General features: G+C 36.7%; 12 protein-coding genes. All 12 read right to left on the reverse strand.

The genetic code is table 11. The annotated features are described in order from the left end of the window. Positions 1–116: 116 nt before the first annotated feature. The gene (locus tag ACZLO7_RS17055) at positions 117–1,373 is read right to left on the reverse strand and encodes a competence/damage-inducible protein A (protein ID WP_464937419.1); all 1,257 of its coding nucleotides are present in this window, start codon (positions 1,371–1,373) and stop codon (positions 117–119) included. A 131-nt stretch (positions 1,374–1,504) separates the two neighbouring features. After that, positions 1,505–2,083 carry a CDP-diacylglycerol--glycerol-3-phosphate 3-phosphatidyltransferase gene (pgsA, locus tag ACZLO7_RS17060; RefSeq protein WP_464937418.1) on the reverse strand — a complete coding sequence of 193 codons (579 nt, stop codon included), beginning with the start codon at positions 2,081–2,083 and terminating at the stop codon, positions 1,505–1,507. Between the two features lie 49 nt (positions 2,084–2,132). Beyond that, positions 2,133–3,032 carry a helix-turn-helix domain-containing protein gene (locus ACZLO7_RS17065; protein WP_464937417.1) on the reverse strand — a complete coding sequence of 300 codons (900 nt, stop codon included), beginning with the start codon at positions 3,030–3,032 and terminating at the stop codon, positions 2,133–2,135. Positions 3,033–3,039: 7 nt separating this feature from the next. Next, positions 3,040–3,840, reverse strand: a complete 801-nt coding sequence (locus ACZLO7_RS17070) for a DUF3388 domain-containing protein (RefSeq protein WP_464937416.1) — start codon at positions 3,838–3,840, stop codon at positions 3,040–3,042. A 115-nt stretch (positions 3,841–3,955) separates the two neighbouring features. After that, on the reverse strand, positions 3,956–4,213 hold the full coding sequence (locus ACZLO7_RS17075; RefSeq protein WP_038184292.1) for a DUF3243 domain-containing protein: 258 nt from the start codon (positions 4,211–4,213) through the stop codon (positions 3,956–3,958). Between the two features lie 42 nt (positions 4,214–4,255). Next, positions 4,256–4,984, reverse strand: a complete 729-nt coding sequence (gene ymfI, locus ACZLO7_RS17080; RefSeq protein ID WP_464937415.1) for an elongation factor P 5-aminopentanone reductase — start codon at positions 4,982–4,984, stop codon at positions 4,256–4,258. Then, positions 4,984–6,315: an EF-P 5-aminopentanol modification-associated protein YfmH gene (gene yfmH, locus ACZLO7_RS17085; RefSeq protein WP_464937414.1), complete on the reverse strand. Its 1,332-nt coding sequence runs from the start codon at positions 6,313–6,315 to the stop codon at positions 4,984–4,986. The genes ymfI and yfmH overlap by 1 nt, the downstream gene beginning before the upstream one ends. Then, positions 6,312–7,583 carry an EF-P 5-aminopentanol modification-associated protein YfmF gene (gene yfmF / locus ACZLO7_RS17090; protein WP_464937413.1) on the reverse strand — a complete coding sequence of 424 codons (1,272 nt, stop codon included), beginning with the start codon at positions 7,581–7,583 and terminating at the stop codon, positions 6,312–6,314. The genes yfmH and yfmF overlap by 4 nt, the downstream gene beginning before the upstream one ends. Before the next feature lie 171 nt (positions 7,584–7,754). Further along, positions 7,755–8,714 carry an ABC transporter permease gene (locus ACZLO7_RS17095; protein ID WP_464937412.1) on the reverse strand — a complete coding sequence of 320 codons (960 nt, stop codon included), beginning with the start codon at positions 8,712–8,714 and terminating at the stop codon, positions 7,755–7,757. 1 nt (position 8,715) lies between these two features. Continuing rightward, positions 8,716–9,759: an ABC transporter permease gene (locus ACZLO7_RS17100; protein WP_464937411.1), complete on the reverse strand. Its 1,044-nt coding sequence runs from the start codon at positions 9,757–9,759 to the stop codon at positions 8,716–8,718. A 1-nt stretch (position 9,760) separates the two neighbouring features. Beyond that, on the reverse strand, positions 9,761–11,308 hold the full coding sequence (locus ACZLO7_RS17105) for an ABC transporter ATP-binding protein (RefSeq protein WP_464937410.1): 1,548 nt from the start codon (positions 11,306–11,308) through the stop codon (positions 9,761–9,763). A gap of 186 nt (positions 11,309–11,494) precedes the next feature. Further along, a complete protein-coding gene (locus ACZLO7_RS17110; protein WP_464937409.1) occupies positions 11,495–12,565 on the reverse strand; it encodes a BMP family lipoprotein in 1,071 nt (356 codons plus the stop codon). Between the last annotated feature and the right edge of the window lie 10 nt (positions 12,566–12,575).

Below are 12,575 nucleotides of genomic sequence, written 5' to 3' on the forward strand. Positions count from 1 at the left end.
TTGAGAAATACACAAGAAAAAAGCGAACATTTATTCGGAAAATTTTAAGCAAAATCGAAAATCATACCCAATCTATCGCTCAAAAGCTGAATTTAACCCACTTTGAATGGACAATTTTATATTTTACGATAACCTTGTTCCGTTAATAATTGAATAACAAAAGCAAAAGTACGTTTCACTGCACGTAAACGATTTGTATTGCGTTGCCCTGTTAAATGTAATTGATAGGTTTGAGGTTCATTATCACCAATACATACAGCTATCCATACAGTTCCCGCAGGTTGATTATCATGCCCTTCAGGTCCTGCTACCCCTGTTAAACCGACACCTATATCTGTACCGAACTTTTCCTTTACTTTACTGGCCATTGCTGCTGCGCATTGGGAACTTACAACACCATACTTTTCTAATAAGTCAGCTGAAATCCCTAGATGATCACGTTTAGCCTGTTCCGTATATGTAACAACTCCCCCAATTAGCGATTGACTAATTCCAGGATTTTCAGCTAATTCAGATTGAAAGAGCCCTGCAGTTAGACTTTCAGCTGCCGCGATAGTTAAATTATTTTCGATAAGAATTTCAGCTGTTTTAGAAGAAAGCGAATCATCATTAACACCGTACATAAATTGGCCAACTCGACGTAATATTTCATCCTTTGCTCCAGCTATTAATTGTTCACCCTGTTCTAGACTATATGCTTTTGCTGTAATACGTAGAGTTACTTCTCCATCTGCCGCTAGGGGTGCGATAGTCGGGTTTGTCTGGTTGTCTAATAGATCTTGTATCTTTACTTCTAACTCCGCCTCTCCGATGCCATAGAAGCGTAAAACGTGAGACATAATCTGGGCTCCCTCATTTACTCTTGCTGCTAACTTCGGCTTTGCTTCATATTGGAACATAGGCTCCAATTCTTTCGGTGGTCCTGGTAACAACATATACATACGGTTATTTTTTCCTAACAGCATGCCAGGTGCCATACCATGGCGATTTATAAGTACTTCACAATCTTTTAATACAAGTGCTTGTTTACGATTATTTTCGGTCATAGTACGATTTTGAAGAGTAAAAAATTCTTCAATCGATTGCATTGCAAAATCATCTATTTCCAGTACAGTTCCTAAATGTCTTGCGATAGTTTCCTTCGTTAAATCGTCTTTTGTTGGACCTAAACCACCTGAGAAAATAATGATATCTGCACGTGACTCAGCTATTTCAATCGCTTTTACTAAACGATCAACATTATCCCCAACAACAGTGTGATAATACACATTAATACCTAACTCCGATAATTGACCTGAAATAAAACGTGCATTTGTATTCGTAATTTGGCCAAGTAAAAGCTCTGATCCTACTGCAATAATTTCAGCATTCATCTCTAACGGTCCCTTCCTTTATCTCGTATTATGTATGGTTCTCAAAAAGCAAAAAGTTGCAAAAGGCGAGGCATATAATGTAGGAGAAATTCCTCCATACTTACATCCTCGCCAACTAATTCATTTTATCTTTATTTTGAATCTAATAATACACGACGATTCAAGTAGAAATAATCTGCTCCAGACCAAACTGTAAAGAATAGAGCTACATATAATGCAATATCATCAAAAGGAATACCGAACATAGTAAAGAAAATATTATTTAGCAATAGCGCAGCAATTGCAACAATTTGTGCCCATGTCTTGATTTTACCAAGTTGGTTTGCAGCGACTACCTCACCACCACCTGCTAGAATTAGTCGTAAGCCAGTTACTGCAAATTCACGGCTAATAATAATAATGACAACCCATGCAGGTGCAGTTCCTAATTCAACAAGCAAAATAAATGCAGCAGAAACTAACAATTTATCCGCTAATGGGTCCAAAAATTTCCCCATATTCGTTACTAAATTATATTTACGTGCGTAGTAGCCATCTACCCAATCAGTGATAGAAGCTACGATGAAAATCACTGCACCAACAAATTGCTCAATCGGCATCTCCGCGCCAAGCACAGTCATTCTTCCCCATCCAAAGTCCACTAACATCAAAAGTACGAAAACTGGAATTAGCAAAACTCTTGAAACTGTAATTCTATTTGGTATATTCACGATTTCCTCACCCTTCTTTCAAAGAAAATAGCCATCTTTCTCTAGATGACTATTCTTTCTCTGAAAAATTAATGACGATATTTTGAGTAATGCGCTCACTCGGTGAAGCTGCAAGTTTCACTTTCTCGTCATTGACAAAAACTTTTGCATTTGCTGCTGCACCTAGTCGAATACGAACGCTTTGCTTACCCTTCGCATCAACTTCAACTACATCTTCAGCATGATAAACATCTGCTTTGTCAGAGATTTCTGTACGATTTTCATCTTGTACACCAACCCATGTATCGCCGGTAACTTCTACACGGATTTTAAACTCCGCTGTACCTGTTAAAGTATAATTAGTGGTCGCATTATCGTTCACTAGTGTACCTTTAGAAAGTTTTTGTTGCTTTTCATCTTTTTTAGTTGCTTCTTTATCGTTCTTATCTTGATCTTTTCCTGCTACTTCTTTGTCTTTATTATCGTTTTTTGTAACTGGAGTTTTTGTATCCACAGTTATTGGGGTTTCTTTATTAACATCTGGTGTTGAGTTATCAGCTTTCTTTTGGAACAATATCCAGATTACTACGATTGCAATTATGATAAATAAAGCAACAACAAGTTTCGGCATTAAGTCCATAAAACCTCTTGATGGCATTTTAGACAAACTTCTACGTGATTGAGGTTGTTGAATTGTTGCTGTCGTTGTACTTTCAACTGTTTTGTTTGCAGGCACTTCAGATTTATACGTCTCAAGTAATTCATCGGCACTTAAATCAACCGCTTCTGCATATTGTTTAATAAATGCACGAACATAAAACGTTCCAGGCATTATGCTATAATTTCCCTCTTCAATAGCAGAAAGATAGCGTTTTTGAATTTTCGTAATTTCTTGTAAGTCATCCAGACTATACCCTTTTGACAATCTCGCTTCTTTTAAACGAGCTCCTAATTCTGTCAATTGTAACACCTACCTGTTAAAAATTAAATCCTCCAAAGCCACCGAAACCACTCGAATCTTGAAGTATACTATTATGTTTCTCCATGATTTCGTATGTAATTTCTTCATCTGGATGATGTCTTAATTCGATAATATAATCAAAGTCTTCAATTGTATATTCAGAATGTTGCACGAACATATCAGGATGCTCTACTACCTTAATAGATGGCATACACATCATTTCACGTACGAGTTGTTGATGTCTTTCGTCAGAAGATAGTCTTGTGACAATCCCATCCAAAATGAATATATTATTGCTATTAAATTCGTCTCCAATCAACTTGTTGCGTGCAGTCTGTTTAATCATAGTCGATGATAAAAATAACCACCTCTTATTTGCACAAACACTAGCTGCTACAACTGACTCCGTCTTACCGACACGAGGCATTCCTCGAATTCCAATAAGTTTATGACCGTCCTTTTTGAAAAGTTCCGCCATAAAGTCTACTAAAATACCTAGTTCATCACGTACAAAGCGAAACGTCTTTTTCTCATCAGCTTCTCTTTGTATATAACGTCCATGTCGAATCGCTAGGCGATCACGTGTTGTGGGCTCGCGAAATTTTGTTACACGTATCATTTCCATAGTAGAAACGATATTCTCAAATCGTTCAATCTGTTCGTCCTTTTCAGCTCGTAAAAGCATTCCTCTTCGAACTTGATCGACACCATTAATCGTCACAATATTCACACGAAGCATACCTAATAAGGAAGCAATATCTCCTAATAAGCCGGGGCGATTGATTTGTATTTCATATTCAAAATACCATTCTCTCACATACAACGATCCCTTCTATTATACGACGCTTAAAACATTTCTAAGTTCCATAATAGCTGATTTTTGTACATATGGAAAGAAAAAAAGGAAAAGAGGGGCTAATACCCCATTTTTCCTATTGGACCTTCCTATTCTGCACTAATTTAACAACACAATTAGCTAGTGATTGCTTTTCATCATCGGTTGCTACCGACCATAACTCCGAAAGCACTCTCTCTTGTTCATTTTTCGGATCAACGTTGTTAGCCAAATACTCACCAATTTGCACAGCGGCTTCTTGTATTACTTTTTGTGACATTCCAGCGGATTCAGCTTTTGCAACATTTTGTCCCAAAAAGCTTGTCCACTTTTGCCAGTTTTCAATGATATCCATAAAACTCCTCCTTTTCACATTTAGTATGTGTAAAAAAGAAATTTATATGTACCATCCACCATTTATGCGAAGAATTTGGCCTGTAATATAATTAGCACGTCCTGATAACAGAAATGCTACTAGATGACCAACTTCAGCGGGCTCTCCAGCTCTTGCTAATGGAATTTCATCAATTAGATTCTGCTCTTCAACATCCGTTAAATGCCCGTTCATTTTAGTATTAATTAATCCTGGTGCTACCGCATTAACAAGAATACCATTTCCTGCGGCTTCTTGTGCATACGATTTCACAAAAGCATGCAGTGCACCTTTCACAGTAGCATACAAAGCCTCTCCTGATGCCCCTGCTTCGCCCCAAACAGAACCAATCATAGTAATATGACTTATTTCGTTATGGCGTAATTTTGAAGCTAGGAGGCTAATCAGCCTAATTGGCGTTTGTACATGGACTTTCCAAAGTGCATCCATTTCATCAGCAGTGGTATCCTCCACTAGCTTATATAGAGCTTGACCGCTAGCTACCACAATCGCCTGTAGTGTAAATACAGAATGGGTAATACGTTCTGCTGCAAGAGGATCTGTTAAATCAGCTTGAATCATCATAAATTCCTGTTCTGGATAGGTAATTGAAAGATCATTTACAAGCTCGACAGCTACCTCTTCACCTTGATTGTATTGCATATATAAAGACCAGCCATCTTCGGCAAGCTGCGCACTAATGGCGCGCCCAATTGCACCGGACGCACCCAGCACTAAGCAAAACTTTTTCATTATTGCTCTTGACCTTCTTTAACATTACTTGTTTTTGCTTTGTTTCCTACTGGTAAAATTTTAAATACTGTTTGCTGTGATTCTCCTTGTAATGAAGCGAAAGCTTGTTGCACATCTGCTACTGTCAATTCTTCAATGACAGGAACTGCATCAAATAAATTCATATCATTAAAGGCATATCTCGTGAATTGATTTGCGATAAATTCAATTGAATTTAACGCTCTTAAATAAAAGCCAATTTTACGACGTTTTACCCGTTCTAACTCATCAGCACCAAATGGCCATTTTTCTTGTGTTTTTTGTAATACATTTTGAATAGCTTCAACTAATTCATCTGCTTGGTTTGTATCTGAACCAACTAAGGCAAAGCCAAAACCTTTTTCTAATGAAAAGTCATATGAATACGATTCATCAATCATGCCCTTTTCATATACATCCGTATAGAAATCTGAAGATCTACCAAATAAAACATCCAGAGCTAACTGTATAGACAGCTCATGCTTTAACATGTCTCTACCAGATAGGCTTGTTTCTTTCGCTTTTATACCAACAATTACTTTTGGTTTTAATACATCCATTTCTAATGTGCTACTTTTTACTGCTACATCCGTAGGTTCAGTCACTTCAATACGCTGAATCGGGGTTGGTTCTTCAAAGGTTTTGTCAGCTTGATCACCACGAATAAAATCCATCATTTTCTCTGGCTCAACAGCACCGATGACAAATAGCAGCATATTAGATGGATGATAAAACGTATTATAGCAAGTGTATAAATGTTCGGCAGTAATATCATCGATTGATTCAATAGTTCCTGCTATATCAATTTTTACAGGATGCTCATGGAACATATTTTCAATCGTTCCAAAGTATAGACGCCAATCAGGTTGGTCATCATACATCGTAATTTCCTGACCGATAATTCCCTTTTCTTTCTCCACAGTTTGCTCTGTGAAATAAGGTTGTTGTACGAAATCGAGCAAAGTTTTAGTACTCTCATATAAATGATCTGTCGCTGAAAATAAATACGCTGTCCTTGTGAAAGATGTGAAAGCATTAGCTGAAGCACCTTTTTCACCGAACTTTTGGAATATATCACCATCTTCTTTTTCAAACATTTTATGTTCTAGAAAATGCGCAATTCCATCTGGCACTGTAATTGCTTCAGTTTCACCAATCGGTATGAATGAACGATCGATGGAACCGTATTTTGTAGTAAAAGTGACAAACGTTTTAGAGAAGCCTTTTTTAGGCAAAATATAAACGTCTAATCCGTTATCTAACTTCTCATAATAAAGTGTTTCATCTAATTGATCGAATTGGATTGTTTTCATTTTGCAGCATCCTCCTTACCCCTTAAGAAATATACTGTTTCTTTTTCTACGAGCTTTGCCATATCAACTACATCTTCTTTCGTTACAGCTTGCCATTTCGCGGCCATATTTTCTACCGAGAACTCTGTTGATAATTCTTTATATTGATCATATATTTCAATTTGTCCTCTAGATGAATCAAGTGCTTCTTTTAATTGGTTTGTTAACATAGCTTTTGTTTGCGCTAATTCTAAATCTGTAATGTCGCCTTTTTGAACTGCAACTAATTGTTCATCGATTAATGAAATTGCCTTTTTCTCTTTGTTGGCATCAATTCCTGATATGACGAATACTAACCCATATTGGGAAGAATATGAGCTCGAGCAGTAATAAGCCATACTTTCTTTTTCACGTACATTCATGAATAATTTTGCATGTGGATATCCTCCAAAAACACCATTAAAAATTTGCATTTTAGGAAAATCAGGGTGCGTGAAAGTGACAGGTGTATGATAGCCGATATGTAATTTACCTTGCTTCATATCTTGCTGTTCACTGACAAACGTTTCAGTAGGTTTACTCTCTTTAGTTGGATGCGTAGCATGGTCAACTGCACGATCAGCAAATGGTAATGCCTTTTTCAAGCTTTCCACAATTGTTTTCTCATCAATATCACCTACTACGTAGATATCGATTAAATCATCAGCTAACATAGCTTCGTATGTTTTGACTAATGAAGCTGGTGTAACTTTTTTAACATTTTCAATCGTACCGTTAGCAGAGATAGATGCTGGATGATTTGGACGCATAATATTCAACAATTGCTGTTGAGCATAGCGTGATTTATCATCAAAAACTGATTGAATTCGCTCAATCACCATTTCTTTTTCACGCCCAACAATACTCTCACGGAATACACCGTTATCGAAGTTCGGCTCAAATAGAACTGATTGCATTAGCTCTAGCACTTTGTCTAAAACTTCCCCATTTTTTAAATATTGATCATTGACTGTTTCAACATTTAATAAAACAGAATGTTCATCACCACGTTTTGTAGTATCAAAATACAATACTGTTCCATATAAATCATCTAAATACATACGCATAGCGGCAGTAGATGGATATCGCGCACTGCTATGTTGCAGTACATTTGTTAACACCGTTCTTTCAGATGCATCCTCGACAGTTAAAGGTCTTTTAAATTTCACTGAAAAATTTACAGTTTTGAATTGATCCGTCGTTCTTGTATGAATATTGACACCTTTTGCCACTTGAATTGTTTGAAACATGTAGACCCCTCCTATCTCTTTAATATAACAAACCATTACACTCACTATACATGCCTTTTAAATAAAAAAGCAACTTCAGGCAAAGTGAGTATTAAGTCTTACTATTAAAGAGTCTTTATTCACAAAGAAAAAGACTAGGCTAATGCCCAGTCCTTTCTTTTAAATGGAAAATTAACGCTTACCTTTAATATATGGTTGACCAACTGCTTTTGGTGCACGTGCTTTACCAATAAAGCCAGCTACAGCGAAGATTGTTAACACATAAGGTAAAATGTGTAAGTATACAGATGGAATTTCTTTAATATATGGAATTGAGTTCCCTGCTATACTTAAAGATTGCGCAAATCCGAAGAAAATTGCAGCTCCTAAGGCACCTAGTGGATGCCATTTACCGAAAATCATCGCCGCAAGAGCCATGAACCCTTGCCCATTAATTGTTCCGTGACCAAAGTCACCTGAAATTGTTTGCGAATAGATCGCACCACCAATACCACCTAAAATACCTGAAATGATAACGGCGATGTAACGCATTTTCGTTACATTAATACCCATCGTATCTGCCGCAGTTGGATGTTCCCCAACTGCACGTAAACGTAAACCAAATGGCGTCTTATAAATAATCACCCAAGCAAGAATTGCTACTGCAATTGCTAGAATTGAAGTACCATAAACATCCTTAAAGAACATAGGACCGATTAACGGAATATCCTCTAGATAAGGAATATTAAAGCGCGGGAAACGAACTTTAATCATATCAGTTTGCCCTTTATCGTAAAGCATTTTCACAGAGAATAATGCTATTGCAAGACCAAGCAAATTGATCGCTACCCCTGAAATCGTTTGATCTGCACGGAATGATATAGCTGCTACTGCATGTAACATTGAGAAAATACCAGCAGCAAGTCCTGCTACTAATAATGCAATCCAAGGTGTCCAAGCTCCAAATGTATCAACATACGTTAAGTTAAATACAATCCCAGCAAAAGCACCTATAACCATTAAACCTTCAAGTCCTATATTAACTACGCCGGAACGTTCAGAGAATACACCACCGATAGCCGTTAAAATAAGAGGCGCTGCATAGAAAATCGCAGTAGGAACAAGGAAATATAACACTTCCAAAAAGCTCATGTTATTTCGCCTCCTTTTTCTTGCTCAATCGTTCAAGGAATAATCTAATGATATAACCTGAAGCTACAAAGAAAATAACTAATGCTATTACAATCGAAACTATTTCTAAAGGTATGCCGACGTTTGGCATATTTAATGAACCAAATTTCAATGCACCGAATAATATTGCACCTAATAATACTCCAAATGGTGTATTGGCACCGAGTAAAGCTACCGCAATACCATCAAATCCGATACCAGTAAAGCCACCTTTAACTGAAATGTTACCGAATGTTCCAAGAGCTTCCATTGCACCTGCAAGACCTGCAAACGCACCCGAAATAACCATAGCAAGAATAATATTATTTTTAACATTCATGCCAGCATACTCAGAAGCATTTTGATTGAAACCAACTGCTTTAAGCTCGAAACCACGCTTTGTTTTCTCTAAAATGAACCACATAATGACAACCATTATTAAAGCGATTACAAAACCGTAGTGCATACGTGAATAATCAGTTAACGTATCTAAAAAAGTCGATCGTAATGATGCCGATTCATGAATCATCGGTGTTTTTTCTCCATTATCAGAAAGTGATTTAATCACTGCATTTGCTACATGTAGAGCAATATAGTTCATCATAATTGTGACGATAACTTCATGCACTTGTAATTTCGCCTTTAATAAACCTGGGATAAACGCCCAAAGTGCTCCTGCTACTGCAGCAGCTAGTATAGCTAACGGAAGGTGAATAATAGCTGGTAGTTCGAAAGCGTATCCTACATATGCAGCTGCTAACCATCCCATAATTAATTGACCTTCAACACCAATATTAAATAAACCTGTGCGGAACGCAAATGCTACCGCTAAACCTGCCAATATATATGGTGTAATTTGGCGGATAGTACCACCAATAGTAAACATATCTCCAAAGATACCTTCCCAAAGAGCAATATAACCTTCTACAGGGTCATAACCACTTACAAGCATAACAATTGCACCGACAATTAAGCCTAGAATTACTGAAATCACAGGGACGAGGATATTAGTCAATTTCTTCGACATGTTATTCGTCACCTTCCTTTACTTGTCCATTATTAGATTGTCGACCTTGTCCTGCCATTAGTAGACCTAACTCTTGTTCAGTCGTTTCATTTGGCTTCACAGTATCGATAATTTGACCATCATATATAACTGCAATTTTATCAGAGACATTCATAACTTCATCCAATTCGAACGAAATTAATAATACTGCCTTTCCTTTATCACGTTGTTCAATTAGGCGTTGGTGAATAAACTCAATGGCTCCAACATCCAAGCCACGCGTTGGCAATGCAGCAATTAGTAAATCTGGATTTCTATCTACTTCACGACCGATAATTGCTTTTTGTTGATTACCACCTGACAATGCACGAGCTGGTGTAACTTCACCATGACCTGAGCGAACATCGTATTCTTTAATTATCTTTTGCGCAAGTTCAGAGATTTTGCTATAATCTATTATTCCAGCTTTTGCGATTGGAGACTTGTAATAAGTTTGAAGTGCGATGTTGTGACCGATTGGAAAATCTAATACTAAACCGTGTTTATGACGATCTTGTGGGATATGCCCAACACCGGATTCCGTAATATCACGTGGTTTTAAATTAGTGATATTTTGATTATTTAATGAAACTGTACCTGACTTCACTTTACGAAGTCCTGTTATCGCTTCGATTAATTCGGACTGTCCGTTACCATCAATACCGGCAATACCGACAATTTCACCGCTGCGTATCGAAAGATTCAAACCTTTCACCTTTTCAATATTTCGGTAGTCAGTTACGACTAAGTTTTCAATTTTCAAAATTTCTTCTTTAGGATTGGCTTCTATTTTTTTAGTTTTAAATTCAACTTGACGTCCAACCATTAACTCTGCTAATTGATCTGGCGTTGTTTCAGAAGTTGTTACCGTTCCAATGCCTTGTCCTTTACGGATAATAGTCACTCTATCTGAAACTTCCATAATTTCTTGCAATTTATGAGTTATTAAGATAATAGATTTACCTTCTGCAATCAATCGTTTCATAATTTGAATCAATTCTGAAATTTCTTGTGGTGTCAATGATGCTGTAGGTTCATCGAAAATAATATTTTCTGCCCCACGATACAATGTTTTAATAATTTCTACACGTTGTTGCATACCGACAGAAATGTCCTCTATTTTCGCATATGGATCTACATTCAATCCATACTTTTCAGATAGAGCTTGTACTTTTTTCGCAGCATCTTTGATATTAACGATGCCATTTTTAGTAGGCTCACTACCTAAAATAATATTTTCTGTTACTGTAAAATTTTCAACTAACATGAAGTGTTGATGAACCATTCCAATACCTAGGTCATTCGCTATGTTAGGATTAGAAATTTTAACTTTCTTTCCATTCACACGAATTTCGCCAGCTTCAGGTTGATATAGTCCGAAAAGCACGTTCATTAAAGTCGATTTCCCTGCACCATTTTCTCCAAGCAATGCATGAATTTCGCCTTTTTTCAGCTGAAGGGTGATATTATCATTTGCTACAAAAGATCCGAATTGCTTTCGAATATCTAGCATTTCTATCACATATTCCAATGTGTTCACTCCCTTGGACACTGTAAATTATATTTGTTGTTATTAATAAATTAACATAGGTTAAAAAAATTAACACAGGAAAGTTTTTGAAATTGTCGAAAACTTTTATCTATTAATTTTTTTCAGATAAAAGTCATCATAAAGACTTGTACTTAACTAGCCTTTATGATGACGACTTTAGTTAAATTATTTCTTTTTCTTTTCTACTTTTTCTGGAACTTTAATTGTACCGTCAGCAATTTGTTTAGCATAATCATCGATTTTTTTCATAATATCCTCTGAAATAGCACCATGTGAATCTGCTAATGCCATACCATTGTCTGATAAACCGTATACTACAGTTTTTCCACCTGGGAATTTACCTTCTTTTGCTTGTTTTGCAATGTCTTGTACTGCAACATCAACACGTTTAAGAACAGAAGTTAAAGTAACGTTAGATTTATCGTTAACTTGTCCTTCTTTGTATTGGTCAGCATCTACGCCGATTACCCATACATTCGCATTAGCGTCTTTAGCTTTACGTTCTTTTGCTTCAGTGAATACACCATTACCTGTTGCACCAGCAGCGTGGAAAATTACATCTACGCCTGTAGAATACATACGATTAGCAGTAGTTTTACCTAGTTCTGCTTTATCAAAAGCACCTGTATATTGAGCATCAACAACAATATCAGGATTTACAGCTTTAACACCTTCAACAAATCCAGCATGGAAGCGGTTAATAACTGGAATATCCATTCCACCTACAAAACCGATTTTGTTAGATTTTGTAATGTTAGCTGCAGCTACACCTGCAAGGAAAGCGCCTTCTTGCTCTTTGAACAAGATAGAAGCTACGTTTGGAGCCTTAACTTCAGCATCAATAATTGAGAAGTTAGCATTTGGTTTTTGTTCAGCAACTTCTTTTACAGAATCAGCCATCATAAAACCAACACCGAATATTATGTCGAAGTTACGACGAATCATACTAGTTAAGTTTGGATTGTAATCAGCATCCGACGAAGATTGTTTATAGTCATAACCACCGTCACCTTTTTTTAAACCATTGTCTTTACCAAATTTTTGGATACCTTCCCAAGCTGATTGGTTGAATGATTTGTCATCCACACCACCAACGTCAGTTACCATTGCAAGTGAGAAGTTGTCTTTTTCTTCTTTGTCACCCTTAGAAGTATCATCTTTAGAACCACATGCACCTAATAAAGTACCAGCAGCTAATACAACTGAAAGTGCTAAGCCAAATTTACGTTTTTTCATTTGGAGTCCC

The sequence above is a fragment of the Viridibacillus sp. d25.2 genome (genome assembly GCF_055456015.2).

What these genes read in the sequence shown, in the direction of transcription:
- ACZLO7_RS17095 (WP_464937412.1), bottom strand. Translation starts at nt 8,714, where the DNA reads ATGAGCTTTTTGGAAGTGTTATATTTCCTTGTTCCTACTGCGATTTTC.
- ACZLO7_RS17055 (WP_464937419.1), bottom strand. Translation starts at nt 1,373, where the DNA reads ATGAATGCTGAAATTATTGCAGTAGGATCAGAGCTTTTACTTGGCCAA.
- yfmF (WP_464937413.1), bottom strand. Translation starts at nt 7,583, where the DNA reads ATGTTTCAAACAATTCAAGTGGCAAAAGGTGTCAATATTCATACAAGA.
- yfmH (WP_464937414.1), bottom strand. Translation starts at nt 6,315, where the DNA reads ATGAAAACAATCCAATTCGATCAATTAGATGAAACACTTTATTATGAG.
- ACZLO7_RS17100 (WP_464937411.1), bottom strand. Translation starts at nt 9,759, where the DNA reads ATGTCGAAGAAATTGACTAATATCCTCGTCCCTGTGATTTCAGTAATT.
- ymfI (WP_464937415.1), bottom strand. Translation starts at nt 4,984, where the DNA reads ATGAAAAAGTTTTGCTTAGTGCTGGGTGCGTCCGGTGCAATTGGGCGC.
- ACZLO7_RS17110 (WP_464937409.1), bottom strand. Translation starts at nt 12,565, where the DNA reads ATGAAAAAACGTAAATTTGGCTTAGCACTTTCAGTTGTATTAGCTGCT.
- ACZLO7_RS17075 (WP_038184292.1), bottom strand. Translation starts at nt 4,213, where the DNA reads ATGGATATCATTGAAAACTGGCAAAAGTGGACAAGCTTTTTGGGACAA.